This is a genomic window from Polynucleobacter sp. HIN5 (assembly GCF_030297555.1).
Lineage (GTDB): Bacteria > Pseudomonadota > Gammaproteobacteria > Burkholderiales > Burkholderiaceae > Polynucleobacter.
The window spans coordinates 895942-920980 of the sequence record NZ_AP028136.1 but is presented as its reverse complement, the minus strand read 5'-3'; the positions used below and the strand labels follow the sequence as shown (position 1 = coordinate 920980).

At 48.0% G+C, this 25039-nt stretch carries 27 protein-coding genes; 11 read left to right on the top strand and 16 right to left on the bottom strand.

The window, feature by feature from the left end; genetic code table 11:
* Window positions 1-17: 17 nt before the first annotated feature.
* Window positions 18-950, bottom strand: a complete 933-nt coding sequence (gene ygfZ, locus QUE61_RS04885; RefSeq protein WP_286308160.1) for a CAF17-like 4Fe-4S cluster assembly/insertion protein YgfZ — start codon at window positions 948-950, stop codon at window positions 18-20.
* Between the two features lie 98 nt (window positions 951-1048).
* On the opposite strand from ygfZ, the gene mltG reads away from it, so the two are divergent.
* Genes mltG through QUE61_RS04855 form a run of 6 tightly spaced genes read left to right on the top strand, consistent with a single transcriptional unit; the run spans window position 1049 to window position 5995 of the window.
* Window positions 1049-2116, top strand: a complete 1068-nt coding sequence (gene mltG / locus QUE61_RS04880; RefSeq protein WP_286308159.1) for an endolytic transglycosylase MltG — start codon at window positions 1049-1051, stop codon at window positions 2114-2116.
* Window positions 2117-2119: 3 nt separating this feature from the next.
* The gene (tmk, locus tag QUE61_RS04875) at window positions 2120-2755 is read left to right on the top strand and encodes a dTMP kinase (RefSeq protein WP_286308158.1); all 636 of its coding nucleotides are present in this window, start codon (window positions 2120-2122) and stop codon (window positions 2753-2755) included.
* Between the two features lie 53 nt (window positions 2756-2808).
* Window positions 2809-3948, top strand: a complete 1140-nt coding sequence (locus tag QUE61_RS04870) for a DNA polymerase III subunit delta' (RefSeq protein ID WP_286308156.1) — start codon at window positions 2809-2811, stop codon at window positions 3946-3948.
* 11 nt (window positions 3949-3959) lie between these two features.
* Complete coding sequence (locus tag QUE61_RS04865; RefSeq protein WP_286308153.1) at window positions 3960-4748, top strand: TatD family hydrolase; 789 nt, start codon at window positions 3960-3962, stop codon at window positions 4746-4748.
* On the top strand, window positions 4745-5458 hold the full coding sequence (locus QUE61_RS04860) for an ankyrin repeat domain-containing protein (RefSeq protein WP_286308152.1): 714 nt from the start codon (window positions 4745-4747) through the stop codon (window positions 5456-5458). The genes QUE61_RS04865 and QUE61_RS04860 overlap by 4 nt, the downstream gene beginning before the upstream one ends.
* Window positions 5459-5515: 57 nt before the next feature.
* The gene (locus QUE61_RS04855; protein ID WP_286308149.1) at window positions 5516-5995 is read left to right on the top strand and encodes an ion channel; all 480 of its coding nucleotides are present in this window, start codon (window positions 5516-5518) and stop codon (window positions 5993-5995) included.
* A 4-nt stretch (window positions 5996-5999) separates the two neighbouring features.
* Here the strand turns inward: QUE61_RS04855 and QUE61_RS04850 are convergent, their stop codons facing one another.
* Together QUE61_RS04850 and QUE61_RS04845 are read right to left on the bottom strand one after the other, a co-directional pair.
* Window positions 6000-6980, bottom strand: coding sequence for a DUF3108 domain-containing protein (locus tag QUE61_RS04850; protein WP_286308147.1), 981 nt, complete (start codon window positions 6978-6980; stop codon window positions 6000-6002).
* Window positions 6981-7016: 36 nt separating this feature from the next.
* Window positions 7017-7592: an HNH endonuclease gene (locus QUE61_RS04845; protein WP_286308144.1), complete on the bottom strand. Its 576-nt coding sequence runs from the start codon at window positions 7590-7592 to the stop codon at window positions 7017-7019.
* 420 nt (window positions 7593-8012) lie between these two features.
* On the opposite strand from QUE61_RS04845, the gene QUE61_RS04840 reads away from it, so the two are divergent.
* The 3 genes from QUE61_RS04840 to QUE61_RS04830 are packed head-to-tail and all read left to right on the top strand — an operon-like array spanning window position 8013 to window position 12524.
* Entirely contained in the window at window positions 8013-10925 is a 2913-nt protein-coding gene (locus QUE61_RS04840; protein ID WP_286308142.1) for a molybdopterin oxidoreductase family protein, read from the top strand.
* On the top strand, window positions 10918-11568 hold the full coding sequence (locus QUE61_RS04835; protein ID WP_286308141.1) for a 4Fe-4S dicluster domain-containing protein: 651 nt from the start codon (window positions 10918-10920) through the stop codon (window positions 11566-11568). The genes QUE61_RS04840 and QUE61_RS04835 overlap by 8 nt, the downstream gene beginning before the upstream one ends.
* A complete protein-coding gene (locus QUE61_RS04830) occupies window positions 11568-12524 on the top strand; it encodes a dimethyl sulfoxide reductase anchor subunit family protein (protein ID WP_286224678.1) in 957 nt (318 codons plus the stop codon). Before QUE61_RS04835 ends, QUE61_RS04830 begins: the two co-directional genes overlap by 1 nt.
* Here the strand turns inward: QUE61_RS04830 and QUE61_RS04825 are convergent.
* From QUE61_RS04825 to QUE61_RS04805, 5 genes are read right to left on the bottom strand one after another with little or no spacing between them, the layout of a single operon-like run.
* Complete coding sequence (locus QUE61_RS04825; protein WP_286308138.1) at window positions 12521-13240, bottom strand: GntR family transcriptional regulator; 720 nt, start codon at window positions 13238-13240, stop codon at window positions 12521-12523. The two genes, QUE61_RS04830 and QUE61_RS04825, sit on opposite strands and share 4 nt — an antisense overlap.
* Window positions 13241-13284: 44 nt before the next feature.
* Entirely contained in the window at window positions 13285-14457 is a 1173-nt protein-coding gene (locus QUE61_RS04820; RefSeq protein ID WP_286224676.1) for a UxaA family hydrolase, read from the bottom strand.
* A 46-nt stretch (window positions 14458-14503) separates the two neighbouring features.
* The gene (locus QUE61_RS04815) at window positions 14504-14785 is read right to left on the bottom strand and encodes an SAF domain-containing protein (RefSeq protein WP_108508403.1); all 282 of its coding nucleotides are present in this window, start codon (window positions 14783-14785) and stop codon (window positions 14504-14506) included.
* Window positions 14786-14812: 27 nt separating this feature from the next.
* A complete protein-coding gene (locus QUE61_RS04810) occupies window positions 14813-15823 on the bottom strand; it encodes an Ldh family oxidoreductase (RefSeq protein ID WP_286308136.1) in 1011 nt (336 codons plus the stop codon).
* Complete coding sequence (locus tag QUE61_RS04805; RefSeq protein ID WP_286308133.1) at window positions 15820-16755, bottom strand: hydroxyacid dehydrogenase; 936 nt, start codon at window positions 16753-16755, stop codon at window positions 15820-15822. The genes QUE61_RS04810 and QUE61_RS04805 overlap by 4 nt, the downstream gene beginning before the upstream one ends.
* 96 nt (window positions 16756-16851) lie before the next feature.
* On the opposite strand from QUE61_RS04805, the gene QUE61_RS04800 reads away from it, so the two are divergent.
* On the top strand, window positions 16852-17832 hold the full coding sequence (locus QUE61_RS04800; protein WP_286308131.1) for a Bug family tripartite tricarboxylate transporter substrate binding protein: 981 nt from the start codon (window positions 16852-16854) through the stop codon (window positions 17830-17832).
* 46 nt (window positions 17833-17878) lie between these two features.
* Here QUE61_RS04800 and QUE61_RS04795 read toward each other — a convergent pair whose 3' ends face one another.
* Genes QUE61_RS04795 through QUE61_RS04770 form a run of 6 tightly spaced genes read right to left on the bottom strand, consistent with a single transcriptional unit; the run spans window position 17879 to window position 22563 of the window.
* Window positions 17879-19600, bottom strand: coding sequence for an L-aspartate oxidase (locus QUE61_RS04795; RefSeq protein ID WP_286308130.1), 1722 nt, complete (start codon window positions 19598-19600; stop codon window positions 17879-17881).
* A 17-nt stretch (window positions 19601-19617) separates the two neighbouring features.
* Window positions 19618-20226: a fumarate hydratase C-terminal domain-containing protein gene (locus QUE61_RS04790; RefSeq protein WP_286308128.1), complete on the bottom strand. Its 609-nt coding sequence runs from the start codon at window positions 20224-20226 to the stop codon at window positions 19618-19620.
* Window positions 20227-20234: 8 nt separating this feature from the next.
* On the bottom strand, window positions 20235-21110 hold the full coding sequence (locus tag QUE61_RS04785) for a fumarate hydratase (RefSeq protein WP_286308126.1): 876 nt from the start codon (window positions 21108-21110) through the stop codon (window positions 20235-20237).
* A gap of 12 nt (window positions 21111-21122) precedes the next feature.
* Complete coding sequence (gene sdhC / locus QUE61_RS04780; protein ID WP_286308124.1) at window positions 21123-21485, bottom strand: succinate dehydrogenase, cytochrome b556 subunit; 363 nt, start codon at window positions 21483-21485, stop codon at window positions 21123-21125.
* Window positions 21482-21832, bottom strand: a complete 351-nt coding sequence (locus QUE61_RS04775) for a succinate dehydrogenase (RefSeq protein WP_286308122.1) — start codon at window positions 21830-21832, stop codon at window positions 21482-21484. The genes sdhC and QUE61_RS04775 overlap by 4 nt, the downstream gene beginning before the upstream one ends.
* A complete protein-coding gene (locus QUE61_RS04770; RefSeq protein WP_286308119.1) occupies window positions 21832-22563 on the bottom strand; it encodes a succinate dehydrogenase/fumarate reductase iron-sulfur subunit in 732 nt (243 codons plus the stop codon). The genes QUE61_RS04775 and QUE61_RS04770 overlap by 1 nt, the downstream gene beginning before the upstream one ends.
* Before the next feature lie 82 nt (window positions 22564-22645).
* On the opposite strand from QUE61_RS04770, the gene QUE61_RS04765 reads away from it, so the two are divergent.
* Complete coding sequence (locus QUE61_RS04765) at window positions 22646-23506, top strand: LysR family transcriptional regulator (protein WP_286308116.1); 861 nt, start codon at window positions 22646-22648, stop codon at window positions 23504-23506.
* On the opposite strand, the gene QUE61_RS04760 is transcribed toward QUE61_RS04765, so the two are convergent.
* Both QUE61_RS04760 and glxR read right to left on the bottom strand, forming a co-directional pair.
* Window positions 23507-24112 carry a YqiA/YcfP family alpha/beta fold hydrolase gene (locus QUE61_RS04760; RefSeq protein WP_286308115.1) on the bottom strand — a complete coding sequence of 202 codons (606 nt, stop codon included), beginning with the start codon at window positions 24110-24112 and terminating at the stop codon, window positions 23507-23509.
* A gap of 6 nt (window positions 24113-24118) precedes the next feature.
* Complete coding sequence (gene glxR, locus QUE61_RS04755; protein WP_458574722.1) at window positions 24119-25018, bottom strand: 2-hydroxy-3-oxopropionate reductase; 900 nt, start codon at window positions 25016-25018, stop codon at window positions 24119-24121.
* Window positions 25019-25039 lie beyond the last annotated feature (21 nt).

The following is a 25039-nucleotide window of genomic DNA, read 5'->3' as shown; positions in this document are numbered from 1 at the left end:
ATCAATACTATGCCTGATTAAATCTCAACTAGGGAATAGGGTAGTGTTCCAAGCTCCAGACTGGGGCCGCTAGCGTCACCAAGGTGAAGTTTGCCGCTTTGCGCAAGTTCTGATTTGCATTCAATTTGAAGATCTATCCAATCAGGGTTATTCGAATTAGGCGCTGAGAGCACGACCATTCCGGCCGGCTGGCCTGGATCCTCTTCATGAAAAATCTCGGTTGCTGGCGGGCAGGACTCAGAAGGAATTTGTGCTTTAGCCAAATAGAGGCGACGCTTAATCGCCCCTCGATATTGGCTGCGAGCAACGACTTCTTGGCCTGGGTAGCACCCTTTCTTGAAATCGACCCCACCCACGGATTCCAGGTTCACCATTTGAGGAACAAATTGGTCCTGCGTAGCCGCCACAATTCGGGGAATGCCACTGGCTACTTCTGCTGCATTCCACTCGCTTGAATTGAGTTGGGCGTCGACTGTCATTTGGGAGGCAAACACAATCCGCTTTGTAGGATTTGTGTCAGCGGGGGATTGCATCGCTAAGGCAATTGCATCGGCCGGAAGGCGAGGGAGAAGCCCTTCAATAGTCTCAAGAGAGCCATATACGAGCCAATCATCACTGACGTCACGAATCACGACCTTGGAACGCAAAACGAACATGCTCAGTCGTTTTGCAAATGCCGCAGCAAGATCGCGTGAGACAAATAAAGCATATTGAGTTACTGCTTGGGATGAATGCAAACTAATCCATGCAGAGGCGAGTAAGCGACCCTTTGCCGTGCAATATCCAGTCAATCGGACGGCTGAACTTCCATGAGCAACTCCTCCGGTGGGGGTGGCAGCTAACCCAAGCACTGAATTCGTTAATTGACCTTGCAAAAAAGTACTTGCATCGGATCCTTCGACCAGAATCAGGCCCCAGTCTGGTAAGCGGCAAGTTGTGGGTGGGTTCATAGCGATACTTGATCAATAACGGTCATTTACTTCCTTAGCCTTTTATCATAGTGCTATGTGCAAAAACTTTCTAAGTCATCAATTCCTTATTGCTTGCCATGGCTCTGAGTAAACGATTAGTGGGTCTTGGGTTTCTATCGCTCATCGGTATTACCTGCCTGTATTACCTTGCTTTATTCACATGGGGGGTGGTGCCACCCAAATCTGCTTTGTCCAGCCAGGCCAAGGTAGAAGATGCTGTCGTGCGGTTTAAGGTGTTACCGAAGTCGGGGGTCTCAAAGATCGCAAGCCAGTTGCAAGAGCAGGGAATTGAGGTGCCTGTTTTGGTCTTCCAAATCGGTGCTCGATCGCTTGGTGTTGCTTCATCATTAAAGCCAGGCACTTATGAGTTTCCGGCCAATGCAAGCTTGGGCAGCATACTGCTGCAAATGGCTCGGGGCGATCGAGTTCGGGAGGTTGTGAAGCTTATTCCTGGCATGACCATATGGCAGGTTCGGGCAGCAATTGATGCGCACCCAGCACTAACTCATCAAACGAATTCGCTCAGTGATGCTCAGCTCGCTAAGCTCTTAGGGCTAACGCAGCCGAGTGCAGAAGGATGGTTATTTCCAGACACCTATGTATTTGATCCCGATGATTTGGATTCGAGTATTTATCAACGTGCGTATGTAGGTATGCAAAAGCAATTAGCGAATGCATGGGATCTTTATCTGCAAGGCCAGCCTAATGATCAGGTCTTAAAGAGCCCATATCAATTACTGATCCTTGCCTCGATTATTGAGAAGGAAACTGGCCAAGCGTCTGAGCGTGGATTAATTTCTGGGGTATTTCATAATCGGCTCAGAAAGGGCATGATGTTGCAAACCGATCCAACAGTCATCTATGGAATCGGCCCACGATTTGATGGCAATATCCGAAAAACCGATTTACGCCGCGATACTCCCTACAATACCTATATGCGCTATGGCTTACCTCCAACCCCGATTGCAATACCCTCCAAAGAATCGCTAATTGCCGCTGCGCAACCCGCTCCCACCAATGCACTGTATTTTGTTGCCAAGGGCAATGGCAGTAGTCATTTTTCTCCATCCTTGAAAGAGCATGAGGCTGCGGTTGATCGCTATCAGCGCTTGCCTGCCCAATCGTCGACCAAGTCGGTAAAGTAACCAATGGATATCAATCGTCCCGGTTTTTTTATTAGCTTCGAGGGCATCGATGGTGCTGGGAAGAGTACTCACCTTGAAGCCTTTGCCAAGCATTTAGGGCAGCGCTATCCCAATCATGAGGTTGTGCTTACTCGTGAGCCAGGCGGCACCCCTTTGGGCGAAAAACTCAGACAACTTTTATTGCAAGAGCCGATGCATATTGAGACTGAAGCCTTGCTCATGTTTGCCGCTAGACGTGAGCACCTAGCTCAGGTTATTGAGCCCGCCTTACAGGCTGGCAAGATTGTGATCTCGGACCGGTTTACCGATGCCAGCTTTGCGTATCAGGGGGGTGGAAGGGGTTTAAGTCTCGATACCTTAAATACACTTGAGACTCTGGTGCAGGGGAGGGGGGCTGAATTGATACAGCCGGACCTCACGCTCTTATTTGACCTACCTGGCGAGATTGCGGAGCAGCGTCGCTCGAAGGCGAGAACCCCCGATAAGTTTGAACGCTTAGATCTGCATTTTTTTGAGAACGTTCGCAATGAGTACTTGCGACGTGCTAAGGCCGATCCCGGCCGCTTTATGGTGATTGATGCACGGCAATCGCAAGAGCTGATCTGGAAGCAATTATCAGAAATTCAGTTGAATTACTGATGCAAATTACTGATTTATATGAATAATTTCATGATAGGTTTTTTCTAAAATCCATGCCAATAGAAAATATTCATCATGAATCAGTGAAGCTATTGCCATGGTTTGATGCGCTTGGTAAAGCATTCAATTTGGAGGCAACCACCCAGGCAATTTTGTTTCATGGGCAGCCGGGCATAGGTAAATTTGATTTTGCCCGCTGGCTTTCTAAGGCAATGCTGTGTGAGGCTGATTTGTTCTCAACAGGGCATAAGCCTTGCAATTCTTGCGAGGCATGCCGTTGGTTTGATACTGGAAATCATCCAGACTTTATTGCTTTACTACCGCAAAGCTTAAAAGGGCGCTTGGTCCAAGCTGAACTGGAAGGAAGCCCAAAAATCGACCCTGCGGCCTCTGAGAACCAAGACAATAGCGATGGAAAGAAAGAGAGTGCTTTCATCAAAATTGACGAGGTGAGAGGGGCGCTTGGGGGCATCAATATTGGTTCGCACCGGGGTGGCAAACGCATCATTTTAATTTATCCCTTAGAAAGTTTGCGAGAGGATGCATCCAACACCTTGCTCAAATCATTGGAGGAGCCAAATCCCGACACAATTTTTATTCTGGTGAGCGACCGCATTGATCGAGTGCTACCAACCATACGGTCACGTTGCCAACTGATTGCCTTACCAAAACCAAGTCGGGATGTGGCGCTTGAGTGGTTGCAATCGGAACTGAAATTATTGTTGACTGATACGGTTCGAACCGAGGAATTAGAAGCTACGATCGATGAGCAGGCGGGTGCACCGCTAAGTGCAAGGGATCAGATTCTGGCAAGGCATCTCGGCGACGATAAGGATGGCATTGGTCTTGCCATCCATGCCACGAGAGTGTTGTTAGAGGCTTTAAGCAAAGGGCCCCAGATTGCTTACTTGGAATGCGCAGAGAAGGTTCAAAAAGCCCCGTATTCCGAATTGTTAATGTGCATGCAACGCTGGCTGTTTGATTTGCAATTATCTCGCCAGTTAGGGGAGGTGCGCTACTACCGCCGGCATGCCCAACTCATCGGGCAACTAGCGTCCCAACTGCAATTGGCAAAAGCTCAGCGATTGTGGTCAACCCTAACGCTCGCTCGTCGTCACGAGAATCACCCCTTGTCCACACGGGTTCAAATGGAATCGATGCTCTTGCAATATCAACAGCTCTTTGCAGACTAAAATTAGCTGTTATGTTTATTGATTCGCACTGCCATCTCGATTTCCCAGAGTACCAAGATCGTCTTCCCGAGGTTTTGGGGAACATGACGCGCGCCAAAGTGAGTCATGCGCTTTGCATCTCCGTTGATATACCAGATTTTCCGAAGGTAAAGAAACTCGCCCACACTTACCCAAATTTATTTGCCTCGGTTGGTGTTCATCCGGATTACGAGGAAACCCCCGAGCCAACACTTGAGTTTTTGGTCGAGGAAGCCAAAGACGATAAAGTCATTGCGATTGGTGAAACCGGGCTCGATTACTTCCGAATGGGAGATCGATCGTATGACTCCATGGAGTGGCAACGCGAACGCTTTCGGACCCATATTCGCGCTGCCTTATTGGCCAAAAAGCCTTTGATTATTCATACGCGTTCGGCTTCTGAAGATACCTTACGGATCATGCGAGAGGAGGGCGCTGATGCAATTGGTGGTGTGATGCATTGCTTCACAGAGTCTTATGAAGTGGCCAAGGCGGCAATTGAACTTGGGTTTTACATCTCTTTTTCTGGAATCGTGACCTTTAAGAATGCCAAGGATCTTCAGGCTACCTGCAAGGCCTTACCATTGGATCGATTGCTCATTGAGACCGATTCACCATATTTAGCTCCCGTACCACACCGTGGCCAAACCAACGAGCCGGCCTGGGTGGCACATGTAGCCAGCTATATTGCGCAATTGCGTGACGAATCCGTTGAAGAAATAGCCAAGCAAACTACAAATAATTTTTTTCAATGTTTTCAATTAAATAGAAGTTATTTATGATGTTACGTCGCATTTTTACTATTCTTGCCGCCCTGAGCCTTTTCTCTGGTTTCGCCATCGCTCAATCCCAAGAACAGGCCGATCAAATGGCTCGCGCCGTGCAATTTGACGACCTTGCGCAAGTGAAGAGGCTCCTACAAGACGGCGTAAGTCCTAATTTACTCGTTCGCGGCGGCAATCCGATCTCGGTTTATGCGGTGCGAGAGAACTCGCGCACAACCCTCGATTACCTTCTCACTTTGAAGAATCTGGATGTAGACCAACCAAATCTCTCTGGTGAAAACGTCCTGATGATGGCATCGCTGTATGGTTTCTTACCAGAGGTCAAGACCCTCATTGATAAGCGGGCCGCCACGATTAATAAATCGGGTTGGACACCGCTGCATTACGCTTGTACCAACGGTCATTTGCAAGTTGCGGAGTTCCTCTTGGATAAGGGTGCTCAGGCGAACGCCTTATCGGATAGCGATACAACACCTCTGATGATGGCTGTCCGCTCTGGCAATATTCAATTAGTGAGGCTATTGCTTGATCGTGGCGCTGATTTGCAAATCCGGAATCATCAAGGCTTTAGTGCCATTGATGTTGCAGATTTATTCAATCAAGAAGAGATATCCAGGGGTTTGCGATCGCGCTGGGAAAAGCTCTATAAAACCAAATATGAAGGGGGTCCAAAGCCTGTAGCCGTTGATTCCCAGCCCAAGGGCTAAATATCATATTTGCGTATAATCATTATTATGTCAAATAACATATAACATTCAATGGCGATGTCATCCCTTCCAAACTTCTTTACTCTGGCGCGGCAAGTTGGTGAAAGCTTCCCAGACCAGCTAACCGTAGTCTTTATGACCGCGATCGGTATGCTAGTTGCTCATGCACTACTGATTCTATTAATTGGCAAGATTTACCAAGTGCTGATTGATTGGGCGGATAAGCGCAATATCTTTTGGCTGTCGATCCCGTTCTATATGATTGCTGTTGGCCTGGTGTTGACGACCCATTTAGTTGATATTGTGGTGTGGTCCTACGCACTGATTGCTCTCAAGATTTTTGAGATCGATACGAACGCTTTTTACTTTGCTGGCGAGATGTACACCACGGTTGGGTATGGAAGCTTTCCATTACCGGATAACTGGAAAATACTACCGATCGTTGTTGCCTTTAGCGGCATATTTGCTGCCTCGATGTCTGGTGCGGTGCTCTTTAATATGATTGGCCAGATTATTCGCAAGAAAACGGTCAAATAATCGTTTACTTAGGCAAGTCTGCAATTGGGTCGACTTGCTTGAGAAATAGTTCAAAGGTTCGACCCTTTTCATTCTCAAGGCGCACCCTACCCGGTATCCAGCCAAAATCTTTCACTAACCATATGTCATTTCTGCGCTTGTGATCCATTTCCTTGACAGGTAAACGCTTGTAATGCCGCAGGACCGTGGGTCCCAAAGTCGATACTGCATCGGATAATTCTTCACCTTGGCTTTGAAAACGCCAAGTTTCAACTGTATCGAGATTGGCAATCGGAATTTCTCGCACCGTTCCTTTTTCATCAATCTGATCATTCCCTGCAAGCAAAGAGGCCAACTGCATCATGAGGCTAAAGCGATCCTGAGTCCCCGGTGGAATGTCTTTTAATTGATCCGGCTTTTGGGAGAAGAATAACTTCCCTCCCCCCTTATCATCGCGATCAAATCGGGTAAATCGTGCAGGCCGGCTCCCAAGGTTCTCCACATAAAAATCAGGGGCTAAACCGTATGCGTCAATTTTTCCTCGGGATTCAAAGATAAATGGCCCAACAAATGCATAGGGAATATTGATAAACAATCGATACCCAAGCTTAGGATCGAATTGCCACTCAATTGAAGCCGTTTGCAAGTATTGGCCATCGAGATAGGCATCATAGTAATAAACACCAGGATCGGGAACCCGAAAAGCTTGGCCCTCTTGCTCTATTTGCCCTGTGCCGTTACCTCCACCAGATTCAATGACTGCACCATCGCCAACTGCGTTTGAGCTTTGATCCCGCACGCTTGGCTCAGGTGCGGCCGGTTTACTTAACTGAACTTTTTTAACAGGCTCGACACGCAGCTCGGCGACGGTCACATCTTCTAATGGAGCCGCCTTAGAGAATAAAAAACTGGGAAACCCAACAAATATGTAAAGATGGACCAATACCGATATGGTGATTGCAAACAGCACAATCGTACGCGGTTTGAGTAGGCGCAAACCATTCATAGAAAAACTCAGAGAGCGATTGCTACTAGCAATCAATTAGACCCAAAATGGGTCTTGCAAGATGCGACTATCCTTCGGCAGATTAGCAGCCAGAAAATCCATCTGATCAGCCAAAATATTCCTGCCCTTCAAAATCATATCTTCGTACAAACTAGGCGTATAAGGAGCGTAAAGAAGACTCATTCCCGCTTTCTCAGGCGTACGATTACCTTTACGCTGATTGCAGGGACGGCATGAGACAACCAGATTCATCCAGGAGTAACCACCGCCTTTGCTGTTGGGAACAATATGCTCTGCTTCGGCATCGTGCTCTGAGATTCGACAACCACAATAAGCGCATAGGCCGCGATCACGCCGGTAGAGCTTACGTTTTGTGATGGCTGGAACTACATCAAATAAATTTATTTTTGCAGAGCCTTTGACAGCAATGATGGAGTGCAGCTCAATAATCGATTGTTGGCCAGTTAAACGAGAGATACCACCACGCATGATGGCGATGGGATCGCCTAGCGTCCATGAAACGCTGTCATCTGCATAATGTCGGGTTGCATCCTCAGCATCTATCCAGCACTGGGGGATACCGCCCGCATCTAACTTCAAAATGCTGAGCACCACTCCTCCTCTCTGCCATGGTATCGAGCGCCACAGCACGCCTATCTTTTAATATTAGTCTAAGTTTCCTATAAAAAGATGGCGTTTTTCAAGCCCCTAGAGGATTTATGCTTAATCGAGCGATTAAAGGTGGATCCTAATCAAATCGCTTGCATACCCATTCTTTGCGTCCCCATTCCCCTGGGTGCTCAGCGAATACCAACCAAACAATCCATTCCAATAGTTTTTTCATGACCCTCTCCTAGTTTCGAGAGATCATTGTGGTTCACTAAAGGCTCATAAAATGAGCTTTACGGTAACTATCCAAGAATATCTTCAAATCATTGATTTCAATCATGAATTTATGAGACAAATGCTGTTGTAATAAGAGTGTATTCACTTAAATGTCGCTACAATCAAGAGATAACTATAAGTCGCTGCATGTTCAAATTTATATCTTCGCAACCAGTTCACGATCCGGTTCATTCACAGAATCCGGCGACCGAGGTGAAGACCACGACCTGCTATATGTGCGCTTGCCGCTGTGGCATCCGGGCTCATTTGCGGGATGGCGAACTGGTTTATATCGATGGCAATCCCAACCATCCGCTGAACCAAGGGGTCATTTGTGCCAAGGGTGCATCTGGAATCATGAAGCAGAAGTCCCCTGCTCGGATCACCAAGCCACTCTTACGTAAGCCAGGCTCAGAGCGTGGCCAATCGGAGTTTGAAGAAATCTCTTGGGAACGAGCCTTTAGTATTTTGGAAGATCGTTTACGAGGTATCCGAGAAACCGATCCCAAAAAATTTGCACTGTTTACTGGACGCGATCAAATGCAAGCTCTTACAGGCTTATTTGCTCGTCAATTTGGCACCCCTAACTATGCAGCCCACGGAGGTTTTTGTTCGGTCAATATGGCCGCGGGCATGATTTACACCATTGGGGGTAGTTTTTGGGAGTTTGGCGGCCCCGATTTAGAGCAAGCCAAATTATTTGTGATGATCGGAACTGCAGAGGATCATCACAGTAATCCGATGAAGATCGCGTTGTCGAAGTTTAAACGCAATGGTGGGCGATTCATCTCGATTAATCCTGTGCGTACCGGATATTCTGCGATCGCCGATGAGTGGATTCCAATTAAACCAGGTACCGATGGCGCGCTATTTATGGCGTTGATGCATGAGTTGATTGTAGCCAATCAAGTCGATCATCCATTCTTAAAACGGTATACCAACTCATCGCAGTTGGTTTGTCTTGATGCGGGTCCTGAAGAAGGATTATTTTTATTTGATCCTGAGTCGGATCCAATTAATACCGACATTCCTCATAACAAATACATTTGGGACATCAAAAGCAATGCTGCAAAAGCCTGTTTTGCAAATGATGTCGACCCTGCCCTATCAGGCGAGTATGTCATGGGTCCCGGCCCCCATCAGGGCAAGCGGGTTGCGCCTGCATTTGAATTATTGCGCCGGCAAGTAAAGTCTTGCACGCCCGAGTGGGCCGAGAAGATTACTTCCATTCCAGCCTCGCGTATCCGCTTACTAGCCAAAGAAATGGCGCACACGGCATTTAAGCAATCCTTTGAGCTACCTATTGCTTGGACTGATACGTTTGGGCAGCACCATACATCAGTAACTGGACGTCCCGTTGCATTTCATGCGATGCGCGGCCTATCTGCCCACTCGAATGGTTTTCAAACGACACGTGCCTTAGCTGTATTAATGACTCTGCTGGGCACCATCGATCGTCCAGGCGGCTTTCGTCATAAAGCCCCCTATCCCCGTCAGATTCCTCCGAACATCAAACCACCCTCTTCGGAAAATGACATTCAGGTGAATACGCCGTTAGCGAAAGCGCCGCTTGGTTGGCCAACTCGCCCAGAGGATTTGGCACTTGATCAGGATGGCAAGCCTCTTCGAATCGACAAGGCCTACACCTGGGAGCACCCTTTAGCTGCTCATGGATTAATGCATAACGTCATTACCAATGCTGTCAAAGGCGATCCCTATTCGATTGATACCTTGATGATTTTCATGGCTAATATGTCATGGAACTCCACCATGAACACCATGGAAGTTAGACAGCATCTCAATGCCAAAGATGAAAATGGACAGTTCAAGATTCCATTTCTTGTGATTTGTGATGCATTCCAATCCGAGATGGTGGCCTTTGCTGATCTCGTGCTTCCTGACACGACCTATCTTGAGCGCCACGATGCAATGAGTATGTTGGATCGCCCTATCTCTGAATTTGACGGGCCATGCGATTCAGTACGTATCCCAGTTTTGCCGCCGACCGGACAATGCAAACCTTTTCAAGATGTCTTAATTGAGCTTGCCTCCCGCTTAAAGTTCCCTGCGTTCACAACCGCGGATGGACAAAGAAAGTTCAAGGATTATCCCGACTTCATTACCAACTTCCAGACGGCACCCGATTCCGGTATTGGGTTCTTAATGGGTTGGCGCGGCAAGGATGGTGATAAAAGTATTCGTGGTGAACCGAATCCCAACCAATGGGAGCGCTACCAAGAAAATAATTGTGTTTTTCACTACAGCATGCCCCCCGAACATCAATACATGCGTAACTGGAACCAAGGCTATTTAGACTTTGCCAAAGCCAACGCCTTACGCCAAAAGAACGATCCGATTATTTTGGCGGTGTATTCAGATATTGTTCAACAGTTTCGACTGGCTGCCAAAGGCCAACGCCCCGGTCGCGTACCGCCGGATCACCTCAAAGAACGGATCATCCAATTTTTTGATCCGCTGCCCTTTTGGTATCCACCTTTAGAGGATGCGGTTACTAATTTAGACGAGTACTCCATCAACGCCATTACACAACGGCCGATGGCGATGTATCACTCGTGGGACTCACAAAATGCCTGGTTACGACAAATCCACAGTCATAACTTCCTGTTTATTAATGCAGCTACGGCCATTGATCATGGTATTGAGGACGGTGCTTGGATTTGGGTGGAATCCCAATGGGGCAAAGTACGCTGCATGGCCCGTCATACCCAGGCTGTTGAAATGGGGACTGTTTGGACTTGGAATGCCATTGGTAAAGCAGAATCCGCATGGCATCTTGATCCTAATGCGGATGAGTCTAAGAAGGGCTTCCTACTTAATCATTTAATTACCGAAGAGCTGCCCATGGGCACACGCGAGGGCAGCTTCCGTGTCAGCAATTCAGATCCGATTACTGGTCAAGCGGGATGGTACGATGTGCGCGTCAAGATATCCCCTGCTGGATCAAGTGAAAATCTAGATACTTGGCCAGCGGCACAAGCCAAAGAAGTTCCTGGCATGCTCAAACTATCATCGTACGAAATTAAGAAGCCGAATGAGTAAACAGTTAGCACTCGTAATTGATTTAAATGTGTGCGTGGGCTGCCATGCATGCGTTACCTCATGCAAAGAATGGAATACGCAGGGATCAGCTGGCCCGATGACCGATCAAGATCCTTACGGCGCTCATCCCAGCGGCACCTTTTTTAATCGGGTCCAAACGTTTGAGGCTGGTGTATTTCCAAAAATGGAGACCGTGCATTTCCCGAAATCCTGTTTACATTGTGAGGATCCACCATGCGTGCCCGTTTGCCCAACCGGAGCTAGCTATAAGCGCAAAGAAGATGGCATTGTGCTGGTTGATTATGACAAGTGCATCGGTTGTAAGTATTGTGCTTGGGCTTGCCCGTATGGAGCTCGTGAGCTCGATGAGGACCGGCAGGTGATGACTAAATGCACCTTATGTGTCGATCGTATCTATAGCGAGACCCTACCAGAGTCAGAGCGCCAGCCAGCCTGTGTGCTGGCCTGCCCAACCAGTGCACGAATCTTTGGTGATGTACATGATCCAAAGTCGGATGCCAGCAAAGCGATTGCTGAACGTGGTGGGTATGGACTAATGCCCGAGTGGCAGACCCAACCAGCCAATCACTACTTGCCCCGCTCGATTACTGAAACCATTGCGGCTGTAAAGGCAGAAAACTAATGCATCCCGCTTTCTCACTCATCTTCTTTACCGGTATGGCCGGTATGGCTCAGGGTATGGTGATGAGTCTTCTCGTTTTGCATCTAGCAGGTGATCCATTACCCAGTCACTTCATGAACTACCTGGCTTTTCCAATCGTGCTATTGCTATTGGCTGGTGGATTACTAGCCTCATTTTTTCATCTGGGGCACCCAGAGCGTGCATGGCGCGCCATTTTGATGTGGAGAACTTCCTGGCTCTCGCGCGAGGTGTTAGTTTTGCCAAGTTTCATCGCCCTCACAGTTCTAGCCTATATTTACTCCTGGCAAATGGGTGCGATTCCCAATTGGCTGTGGTTGTTACTCGGTATTTTTGCAGTTCTTCTGTGGGTGTGCACTGCCATGATTTACCAATGCATTCGGTTTATTCAAGAGTGGGCCCATCCGATGACCATGGTTAATTTCATTGCACTTGGGTTTGCTTCAGGATGGTTTTTGCTAATGACCCTATTTACCATTTGGTCAGCATGGCTACCTGAACAAGCTATCGTCACCTCTCAAAACATTGCTGGTGTGACTGGTTTTACAGGATTCTTATTGTTGCTATCACTCACTCTGAAACTTTGGATCTGGAAACGAAATCGCAGCCTTAAGCCAAAATCAACCTTGCAGTCGGCGACTGGAATCCAGCAAGGCCCCGTTCGACAAATTTCGATGGGGATGATGGGTGGTAGTTTTAATACGCGTGAGTTCTTTCATCAGCAATCCAATTTCTTTGTTGCCAATGTTCGCAAGCTGGCATTTTTTGGGGCTTATCTGCTTCCTGTCACCCTACTGGTATTTGCGGCAAGTCAAGCTAGCTTAAATTTAATTATCGTAGCGTTTTTAGTGCATCTGCTTGGTCTAATTGCAGAGCGCTGGCTATTTTTTGCTGAATCCAACCACCCACAAAATCTGTATTACCAGCGTATTGCTTAAGTCCCTAGTTCGCTGAAGTACTCGTAATGCTGGGTATTTAGGGTTGAGACTCGCCACTCAATCGACTCGTCTTGCATTCCAATCGCTAGACGACGAATCACAATTACGGGGTCACCAACCTTTAAGTGAAGCCATTCAGCATCTTGTTTACTTGCTGCACCGGCTCGTAATCGCTCACTGGTTCGCGCAACCACTTGTCCATATTGGGCCTGATACAACTGATAAATACTGCCCTGACGATGCTGAAAAGCACTTCGAGTCAAGGTTGGAAATCGCTCTTTGCTGAGCGTAAGTCGATCGACGATGACACATTGGCCATCAAGTGAGAGGCGATTGACAATCCGCCATACTGGCGAACCCTCTTTTAGTTGAAGCTTTTTTGCTTCTTCGCTATTTGCGCTTGCACTTTGGAACGAGACTAATTCAACCGTTGGATATTTTTTGTGGTCAGCGTCATGCTTAATCACATGAAAGAAGTAATACAACAAGCGCTGTTCGTCATGCTCGGCAATAAAGGTGCCCTTCCCTTGCCGTCGAATCACAATACCTTCTGATACAAGCTCATCCACTGCTTTGCGGAGCGTGCCAATTGATACCTTCAGCTCTTTTGCCAACTCCTTTTCAGCAGGCAGGGCCTCGCCCATAAAGTAACGACCACGGACGATATCGCCCGTGATCTTCTGTTTTACTTCTTGATACGCAGTAATTGCTTTCATACCAATCCGGGCCAGTCAGACGTCTGAATGGCCCATGAGACAAATTAGGCCGATTCGTATAAGCGAGTGAGAACAAACTCGCGATGACCCAAAATCTCAGCAGCGGTTAGCTCGCCATTCGCAGTTCGCAAGAGGCAATCTAATAATTTCTCTCCGGCGGTATCCATGTTTTCCTCGCGGCGCAAGATTCCAGAAACATCGACATCAATGTGCTCAGACATCGTACGCACTGTTTTTGGATTCGCGCATAGCTTAATCACTGGAAGAATGGGGTTACCAATCACATTGCCCTGTCCGGTTGGGAAAAAATGGGCTGCATACCCGGCGGCCGCACATAAGGTCACCATCTCAGCAGCTGCTGATGAGGAATCCATAAAGTACAAACCTTTACCAGTTGGGGTTTCGGCTTTATCCAATACGCCATCAATCATGCACTTTTTACCAATCTTTTGAATATTACCTAGTGCTTTTTCTTCAATAGTTGTTAGGCCACCGGCAATATTTCCTTTGGTTGGTTGTGAGTCAGAAAGATCACTGGTTTTGTGACGCTCAATCACATCTTGGTAACGATCAAAGACTTGTTTGAACTTCGCTTTGATTTCAGGGGTACGGCAACGCGCTTCTACTAGATGCTCACCGCCGGTTAATTCAGTGGTTTCACCAAACACCAAAGTAGAGCCAATGTCATAGAGCTTGTCGAAGGCATTGCCAACGGTCGGATTGGCACCGCAACCTGAGGTGGTGTCGGATTCACCGCATTTGGTAGAGACCCAGAGCTCAGACAAGGGTGCAGAGACACGCTGTAACTTCGATGCGTGCTTCATCATCTTGTAGGCAGCTTTGCTTGCAGCAGCAATGGTCGCTGTATCACCATTGCCTTCAATCCAGAATCCTTCAACAGGCTTACCTGATTTCTTGATCCCCTCAACCACAGTATTGGTCCACTGGGGCTCAATTCCAATCACTACAACTGCAGCTACATTAGGATTGCAGCCAGTACCGATCAGAGTGCGGAAATGGAGTTCCAGATCAGCACCAAACTGCAAACGCCCGTAAGGATGTGGGATTGCCATGGTGCCTTTGATATTGTTTGCTACCGCCTCGCAGGCCGCATTCGACAAATCATCAAGGGGCAAAATAATTACGTGATTACGAATACCCATGCGTCCATTTTCACGACGATATCCCATAAAGGTCGCTTTTTTCAAATCAATCATTTGTTCTTCTCTCAATCAAAAATTAGTTAATCAGTTGGCCAATCGATTACCAACGCTTTGTCTTGACGTTTTGAACGTGCAAATGTTCGCCCTTTTTAATGGGGGCAACTACTTTGCCAATGTCAATTCCGTACTTAATCACGGTATCACCGACCTTCAAATCTTTTAATGAGATCTTGTGACCAATTGGAATATCGCTCTCGGATTTAATATTGAGCGTGGTATCACCATCCATCACCCAACCTGTTAGGTCATTACCGGCTTTCACGCCCTCCACGACTACGACACCCACCACATCTCCGGGTTCATGTACGACAAAGTGAATCATGCTTTCTCTCCTTTAAAGATTGATTTATTAATTATTCCAACCGCTTTGAATACCATTCTGAATTTCTTGCAATACCGCTTCATTGACTACGACCCCTGAGTTCATTGCTTTCTGGCGAACTGTAAAGCGACGCTGTCCAGGCAGGCGCACTCCGGCATCGCTTGCAAATGTATTAATTAAATCGAGCATTCGGTTTCGGTAAATACCTTTTCCAGGCAAACCAGGGTCAATCGTAATGATGAGTTGGCCTAATCGTGGCTTATTACCCTTCATTGAAAAGAAGCTATCAGCTTCATAGGAGTACTGACTTCCCGACAAACCAACTGCAAGTAGTTCGATGATGAGTGCCAATAACGCACCTTTATCACCACCGAGCGGAACCATTAAACCCTTAAGACCTTCATTCGGATCGGTGGTGGGCTGGCCGTCAGCAGTTAGAGCCCAACCCAATGGAATTGACTCCCCTTTTTTGGATGCCACTAATAATTTGCCTCGCGCCACTGCAGAGAGTGACATATCAATGACCAAAGGATCCTTGCCCTGAACTGGAAAGGCAGCAGCCAGTGGATTGGTTCCGAAGACCGCTTTGGTGCCGCCAGCCATCGGCATTGCCGCAGGGGTGTTACCGAGCAAAATCGAGATGTATCCAGCTCTAGCTGCGGCTTCTGTATAGTGACCCGCGACACCAAAATGATGGGTGTTCTTAATTGCCACCAAGCCAACGCCATGGCGATGTGCAAGATTGACTGAAAGATCTGTTGCGTACTTCAGCGCAGGAAATGCAAGACCATCTTGACCGTCAACCAATGCTGCCGCAGATTTATAGGGATGCGTCTTAATGACTGCTTGAGTATTAATTCGCTGATGTTTAGCATGCCCCGAATACTGTGCAACCCGTGCTAGGCCATGAGAGGCTAATCCATCAATCTCTGCTAAGGCTAAAAATAAGGCGGTATCTGCTGCTGCCTCATGTTTAACTCCAGCGGCACATAAGCCCTGATAAGCAAGTTGTACTAGCTCCTGAAATGAATGACTCACGTATTCTTCTCCAAAAATAGATTCACTTCTTGGGCAATCATGGTACTCACCCGATCATTACTCTCTTCAGTGACGCCCGCTACATGTGGCGTCAGAATTAAATTCGGCACACCCATAAAATGACTCAGATCCTTTGCGGGCTCAAGCGCAAATACGTCCAGCGCAGCACCACCAAGCTTGCCTGATTTCAAAGACTGTGCGAGCGCTAGCTCATCCACAATGCCGCCACGAGCTGTATTAATTAGATAAGCACCTTCTTGAATCTGGTTGAGCAAATTCTGATTGAATAGACGCTTAGTCTCAGGGAGTAATGGCAGATGCAGGCTAACAATTTGGCTGTTTGCAAGCACTTCCGATAGCGAGCGCATTACAACATCCCCACCCTTTATGGCAATAGAGGATTCTTTAATGACGGGATCGTAGGCAATGCAGCGCATTCCCAGCGCGAGTGCTTTTTCAGCAACGACACGACCAATACTCCCAAATCCGACGATGCCAATTGCTTTACCAGCTATTTCGTGGCATTTGGAGTAAGTCGGTCTGGGCCATTTTCCTGCGAGAGTTTCTAACGTGGCCTCGCGATACGAGCGCATGAGTGCCATCGCAGTACCAAGCACATACTCGGCTACCGACTCAGCATTCGCACCGGTGGCCGGGATCACCCGAATGCCTCGCTCTGCACAGGCAATCAAATCAATATTCTCAAGACCAACGCCCAAGCGACCAACCACCTTCAACTGCTTGGCCCCATCAACCAATTCCTTAGAAACTTTGGTTAGATTTCGCACAATCCAGGCATCGGCGCTGGCCAAGGAATCAGCCATTTGTGTTGGGTCTGGGTAGGCATCCGGCTGATAAATAACCGTATGCTGAGCCTTAAGGGTTTCTAGGGCTTGACTGGTAATAAACTCCGAGATGAAAATATTCGACATATCCATATCATATAGATGACTTAGATCTCTTGCAAGAGGCGGTTGTTCAAATATGTGATTAAATGGATCAAAAGATAGATAACCAAGGAGATCAATATGTATAAAACCGTGCTTAGTCGAATGAAGTTTGCCTTGGGTCTTGTGGCGGCCAGTTCGATCGCCTTCACAAGCCCCTCGCTTCAAGCTCAAAGCTGGCCTGATAAGCCTGTAAAGCTTGTGATTCCCTTTGCTGCTGGTGGTACCACCGATATTTTGGGTCGTTTGTTGGCCCAGCAATTAAGCACCGAGTGGAAACAAAACGTGATTGTGGAGAACAAAGGCGGTGCGGGAGGCAATATCGCTGCGGATTTAGTAGCTAAGTCCCCTGCCGATGGATACACCATCATGCTGGCTTCAGGCAGTATGTTGACCGTAAATCCCTACCTTTATAAGAAGTTGCCAATCGATTACGACAAGGATTTCAAGGTTGTAACCAATGTCGCAAGCGGCCCAATGCTTCTATCGGTGAACCCAAAGGTGCCTGCGAAGAACGTTAAGGAATTAATTGCATTGGCCAAAACCAAGAACCTCAACTTTGGTTCTGCAGGTATTGGTAGCCAAGTGCATATGGCGGGTGAAAACTTTACCTATGCTGCTGGCATCAATGCCACCCACGTTCCTTACAAGGGTGAATCTGCAGCATTAAACGACTTGGTTGCTGGTCAAATTGATTTTATGGTGGGTAACTTAACTGCTGCGACTGGCTTTGCAAAATCGGGGCAGATTCGTCCTCTGGGCGTTACCAGTGCGAAACGCGTTCCACAATTACCAGACGTACCTACCATTGCAGAGACAATTCCTGGTTTTGAAAACACGGGTTGGTTTGGTTTGGTGGTCCCTTCTGGCACACCCAACGCGATTGTCGACAAAATTTATCGCTCAACTCTAGAAGCCTTTAAGAACCCTGAGTTCAAGGCACGCGTTGAAGGTGCTGGCTTAACCCCGGTTCTTAATACACCACAAGAATTCGCAGCTCAGATTAAAAAAGAAGGTGCAAACTGGGAAAAGATTGTGAAGGCTCGCAATTTAAGTCAATAACAATAAAACCCTTCATATCTCTTAAGCCCAGTTGATCTGGGCTTTTTTATGCCTCGACCAAAATCGTTTCACCTGGTTTGACCATACTGAATATCACGGGTTTTTTATCAATTCTTAATTGATCCCCATCCATTTGCACAGCGGTGTAGTAGGAAGTCTCCAGATCACCCTCCTCGGGATAATCCTCTCGGTAGTGGGCTCCTCGAGAGTTCTCACGAACCAAGGCAGCCTCCACCACTGTTTTACTAACCAGCAATAAGTTACGTAGATTCATCCAATCCTGCCAGGTCAGATTGAATGCTGGGTTGGTATCACCCACCCCCATGGTTTGCAACATCGCATCAAGTCGATCCAAGCGCTCACGTGCTGCCACCAAATCATTTTGATTACGTAAGATGCCTACTTGATCCCACATGCAATCGGCTAACTCGTCACGAATGAACTCAATATCGCCTTGGGCTTGCGTGAGCGGTTTGCGATGCATCGCAATACTTTGCTCAATCGATTCTTGATTGGGCTCTAAGAATTCTCGATTGGATACATAGTGCGCCATCGTGTCTCCGGCAATCCCGCCAAACACCGTGGAGTTTGCAACCCCATTACCGCCCAATCGATTGGCACCATGTACACCACCGGTATCCTCACCAGCAGCAAATAAGCCGGGTAAATCGGTACTGGTATCGGCATGAAATACTACGCCACCCATCATGTAGTGAGCGGTGGGAACCACTTCAACCAGTCCGCCCGCTAAATCAAAGCCCGAGTCGGCACACCGTTCAACCATTCCTTTAAATAATTTACGTACATTCTCGGGTCCCAGATGATGCATCTGAATATAAACCCCACCATTTGGACTGACTCGACCAGCACGCATCTCGGAGTAAATTGAGCGCGAGACAATATCACGCGTAGCACGCTCGTTGCGCGGATCGTAGTTACCCATGAAGCGCTCTTTATTACCGTTCAGTAGGTAACCCCCTGCTCCCCGTAAACCCTCCTCCAGAACCGTTCCGGTCATGCGGGTATCGGGGCCGGCAAGCATTCCGGTCGGATGAAACTGCACCATCTCCATATCACGCAAGGTCAATCCTGCTCGAAGGGCCATGGCCAATCCATCGCAGCTTTTATCACCCGATGGTGTATGGTATTTGTACATTGTGGGGCCGCCACCCGTTCCTAATAAGACTGCCTTAGCACGCACCATCACAAATTGACCAGTGCGCATATTGAGCATCAATACACCCGCGATTGCTTTGCCGTCGGTGCTTTTAATTAATTCGATCGCACGATGTTCCTCTAAACGATGAATTCCACGAGCCCAAACTTGCTCGGCTAAGCGATTAATGATTTCGATACCGGTGAGATCGCCCTTATGAACCGTGCGATCGAAGGTTTGCCCAGCAAATGCTTTTTGATGAATCGTGCCATCAGGGTTGCGATCAAAGAAGCAACCCAACTCATTCTCGAGCTCATGAATTCGTTCAACCGATTTCGTCACCAAGGTCCAAGCCAGCTCTTGGTCAGATAGCCACTTGCCGCCTTCAATGGTATCCATAAAGTGGCGCTCAACCGAATCGCCTTCAGCCAGCGCAACGTTATAGCCGCCTTGAACCATGCGGGTGCAACCGCATTTACCCAAAAGACCCTTTACTGCAATCGTAATATGCAGGTTGGGATTGGCTTGGTGTGCATGCAGTGCCGCAAAGAGACCCGCCCCGCCGGAACCGAGAACCAAGATATCGGTTTGAATGGTTTCAATCGATGGCATACCGACCTTCTCTTTCTTTAGACAATGCCTAAGCTTTTAAGTACCGCCTCTTTGTTGCTTGCAACATCCGATTTCACTTCTTGATAGATGCTGCCCCCGTGGCTGTCCATCGCCACCAACAGAGGACCAAATTGATTAATCTTGAACTTCCAGAGCGATTCAGGGTTTAGATCATCGAGATCCACATCCTCAATCTGGTCAATCCAGGTAGTCTCAAGAGCCGCAGTGCCGCCAATAATGGCAAGATAGACTCCACCAAACTGCTCAAATGCCTTAGCGGACGATTCCCGTAAGCCACCTTTGCCAACAATCATCCGAACACCATACTCCCGCATAAGAGGTTCAGTAAACCGCTCCATCCGATCCGATGTGGTCGTACCAATGCAAATCGGTTGATAACCTGCTGGGAACTGAGTACTAACAGGCACTTTACGAACATTAGGTGCCGTATGAATCACCGCATGCCCTTGAAGATCAAATTTGGTTTTTCGTCCCCGATCAAATAAATGAATTTGGGTTGCATCGCGGATACCAAATAAGGTCTGTTGTAAGGTGACGGTGTCATTAATTCTCAACTTGCGGATATCGCTTTCACTGACTGGTGTTGCTAGGTTGTAGTGCGCCATGATCGTCCTTAAAAGCCGTATTCAATACCGTGTGATCCAATCGATGCCCGCGCACGTCGCGCCGAATGGCATTGCATATTGACTGCAACGGGGTTCATGGTGATATGCGTGGCAGCCAATTCCACATGCACTGCAAACGCCGTGCCATCACCCCCCAACCCCTGGGGACCAATTCCGAGTTGATTGACTGCGGCGCTTAGTTCCTTCTCCAACTTGGCGCCTTCAGCATCGCTGCAGATACTACCAAGCGGGCGGGTGGCAGCGCGCTTAGCAAGTGCGACGCATTGGTCAGACGTACCACCGATACCTACTCCAACGATGGTCGGGGGGCAGGTTTTGCCGCCAGCATTGACAACGCTCTCAATCACAAATGCTTTAACCCCTAAGATTCCTTCCGCTGGAATGGCCATCTTCAGAAACGAATTATTCTCCGAGCCACTGCCTTTGGGGATCATTTCAATCTCAATCACGCCAGGCTTGTCCATAAAATCAATATGAATCGCTGGCATGTCAATACCAGTTGAGGTGTGATTATTTTTTCGGGTGATGGGGTGCACAACGGATGAGCGTAAGGGGTATTCGGTTGTGGCTCGCTCACAGCCCTTTCGAATCGCCTGCTTCAGCTGGACTCCATCCAATTGAACATCTCGACCAATCCAAACGTTATAAATTGGTAATCCCGTATCCTGACAAAGCAGGTTATCTTCACGTTCTGCCACGGCAATATTCGTCACCATTGTCCCCAATACGACTTGCGCGCGAGCATCGCGCTCTTTGCGTTTGAGATCGTTAATCCCCTCTTTAATATCATCAGGTAATAATTTCAGGGCCCGGATGTAAAGCTCTTTGCATGCATCTTCAACGTATTGCAGATTCAGTTCCATAAATGATTCGCCTTAGCGAGAAAGAATTAAAAATAAAGCTCCGCAAATTAAGGAACCAATCAAGGTCACCTGAACCCAGGCTTTGCGTAGGCCCTTCCAGATCCCAAATTCGATCACCAATAAACGGGTCCCACCAATCAGATGAAGTGCTAACAAGGTAACCAATCCCCACTCACCAAACTTAACCATGGGGTGATCAGTAAATTGCAGATAACGCCCGAGCTCCGCTTCACCATATAAAGAGCGCGAGAGGAGGAAAAAATGCAGTGGCAAAAAGCACGCTAGCAAGAGTCCGGAGACACGATGCAAGTAGTAAGCAAAGTAAGACCAATGCGCCTTCGTTCGAAAGTCGAGTCGACGCCCTACCTGGCTCATGGCGCACCCCACACCACGCCGATGACTGCGGCTGTTCCTAAGATTAGGATGAATGCTGCAAGTAAGAGGGGAAGCGCTCGAATCAGAAACGCGCTTCGGATGTTCTCGCGCAGAATATTCGCTAAGCCAATGGGGGCATGAACAAAGCAGGTCAAAACAAAGATCTCATAGAAAAGAGCAAAGGCAAGATTACCTCGCGTACGCGCCAAGATCTCTGCAGCACTTAGGCCATCCTGAATGGCGTAATAGATGATCACGAGATGGATTGCGACACACAGTGTAAGCACCATTGCGCTGATGCGTTGGTAGTACCAAAGTTTGGCTTGAAGAATCGCGCTGCTGGTCATTACAGTTTGCCCCACTTGCTACCTCTAACCGCTGCACGACCGACGATCTTCTTCAAACCTGCAATACCAGCGGTTGGCTCAATCTGCTTAGGGCAACGTTCTGAGCAGGTGCCTTGCGTATGGCATGAATGGCAGCCTGCATCTCCAGCGACCGCGCGCAAACGATCCAATTGCTGGGTATCACGCTCATCGTTCACAAGTGTCCAGGCACGATTTAGGGCGGCCGGACCTAAATAACTGTCTCGAGCTGAAACCACTTCACAGGAGGCGTAGCAGACCCCACAACCAATGCACTCAATACCAGCATTAGCCAGTTGACGTTCTTCAGAATCTGGTTTGACTTGCGCAAAATCATCAAATCGGGTTTTATCACCTTTAAAGTAACCCACCGCCTTACTCATCTTGTCAAAGAACTCGCGCATATCGGTGGCTAGGTCTTTGATGATGGGTAGATTATCGAGAGGCGCAATCTCAAGGGTATTTTGATCCGCAATTTTCGCCACATGGGTCCGGCAGGTCCAACGCGCTTTACCATTCACGGTCATCGCACAGGAGCCACACATTCCTACACGGCAGGCAAAGCGATAGCTTAGAGTTGGATCAATTTTGCGTTGGATGTAGGTCACCACATCGAGTACTGTTTGATTCGCGGCGCGCGGCACATCGTACTCCACAAACTCACCGTCATCGGTGCCCCGCCAGACTTTTACTTTGAGGATGCTTGGATTCATATTGCCATTATAGGGATAGACAATAAAAAATAAATCGAATAGTATTTTAATTCAGATAAAAAAATACTTTACAATCGAGTTCATGTCCAGTATTCGGGTTCTCAAAAACTTCATTGCCATTACGCGTCACAGTAGCGTGGCTGCCGCAGCCCGTGAGATTGGCTTAACCCCTGCCGCAGCTGGACAGCAGCTCGCCCAGTTGGAGGCTGAATTAGGGGTCACACTGTTTGATCGCAATAAACGCTCATTGATCCTTAATAATCAAGGCCGCGCTCTGATCGAACCCATCCAAGATATTCTCTCCCGCTATGAATCCCTCGGAAGTCAGTTTCGGACTGGGCTCTCTGGCTCGCTCACCGTGGGCGCCTTAGTGTCAAGCCTGATGGGCCAGTTTGGCAAAACATTGGATCATTTGAAAGATGAGTATCCAAGCCTTGAATTAAAAATTAGCACCGGCCTCTCGAATGATTTTCTGCAACAGGTGATTGATGGCATGCTCGATGCAGCCATCGTGACCGAATCCCCATACGCATTACCCAAAAGTGTTCGCTGGACCTTGCTGTATGAAGAGCCCATGATATTGATTTATCCCAAAGGCAGGGATCCATCACATCTCCCCTTCATTCGATTTGAACCCAAAACCTGGACTGGTGAACTTGTTGATCGGTTTATCCGAGCCAATGGCTTAGAGATCCGTAATAGCATGGTGGTCAATTCAGTAGAGGCGATTATTGAATTGGTTCGCCAAGGCTTTGGCTATGCCGTGGTGCCAAAACTTGCGAATGTCGAGTGGGACAAAGACAAACGCATCGTGATTGCAAATCCGCCTCGTAAAACGATTTATCGCCGGGTAGGTCTGCTAGAGCGCAAGAATCATGCCCGCACCAAAATCACCAAGGCTATCGAAGAGCAGTTTAGAACCGGAGCTAACACGAGTCATTAGTTAGTCGAGATAACTGGCAAAGTGAAGCACCCGGTCCAGATACAAGGGATACTCGGTAATGCCGTGATCGCTACCCTCAATGACTTCATGGTTCGCATTGGGGTAAAAGTCGACCATCTCATGCCAATCAAGCAACTCATCACCGGTTGCAGCAACCAGTAAATAGCGTTCGGGATGCGTTATCTTTTCCACCTGTTGTAGACGCAACTGCTCGGCATACTCCGCGCGCCAATCAAAAGGCTCATCACTGTCATAAGCAGTCAGTTGTCCAACGTAGGGCGCCAACTCCCGAGCGGCTCGCACTGCTGGATTTAGTAACACAGCACGCGCATTAGGAAATTGCTCGGCCAAATGCGTTGCATAGAAGCCACCAAGCGATGAGCCAATAAAACTAATTCGCTTGGGATTTGCCGCTTCAATTTTCGCCTTAATCATGGCGATCGCCTCTGCGGGCGATGGGGGCAGTTGAGGACAATACCAATCAATGGATTTGCCTTTTTCAACTAAAGATGCAACCGCATCCCTGGTTAATTGAGCCTTGGAGGAGTTCGGGGATGACCGAAATCCATGCAAATAGACGATCAGCAGATCAGGATGATCGGGCATGGCGTCTTAGTTTGCTTTTTGTCCAATCTCAAAGTTCGCTAGGGTCTCGAGCGCCTTGACCATGGCCGAGTGATCCCAGGCCTTGCCGCCGTGAGCGGCGCAGGAGTTAAACAACTCTTGGGCAGTTGCCGTATTGGGCAATGACACACCGAGTGCTTTGGCGCTGCTCAGAGCTAAATTTAAATCCTTTTGGTGCAACTCAATCCGAAAGCCTGGATTGAAGGTGCGATTGACCATGCGCTCACCGTGTACTTCCAAGATCTTTGAGCTTGCAAAGCCACCCATCAAGGCTTGACGAACCTTGGCAGGATCGGCGCCTGCTTTAGCAGCAAATACGAGAGCCTCACCAACCGCCTCAATATTGAGAGCCACGATGATTTGATTGGCCACTTTTGCGGTTTGCCCTGCTCCGTTGCCACCCACGAGGTTGATGTTTTTACCCATTAATTCAAAGAGCGGTTTGACTTGATTAAATACCGCTTCGTCTCCTCCAACCATAATTGAGAGCGTGGCGTTTTGTGCGCCAACTTGACCACCCGATACTGGGGCATCGACATAGTCGCACCCAAGAGCATTGAGTTTTTTAGCAAACTCTTTGGTCGCAATTGGCGAGATGGAGCTCATGTCCACCACAATCTTGCCTTTGCTAATTCCAGATGCAATACCATTCTCACCAAACAGAACTTTTTCAACATCGGGCGTATCAGGAACCATCGTGAAGATGATGTCGGCATGCTGAGCAACCTCTGCGGGCGACTTGCAAGCAATCCCTCCTGCCTTTACAAGCTCTTCAGGCACTTGGCTACGGGTAGCTAGATAAACTGTGTGACCACCTTTGATTAAGTGACCGGCCATTGGAGAACCCATAATGCCTAATCCAACAAAACCCAATTTCTTTGCACTCATAGCAATCCCTTTGAAGAAAAA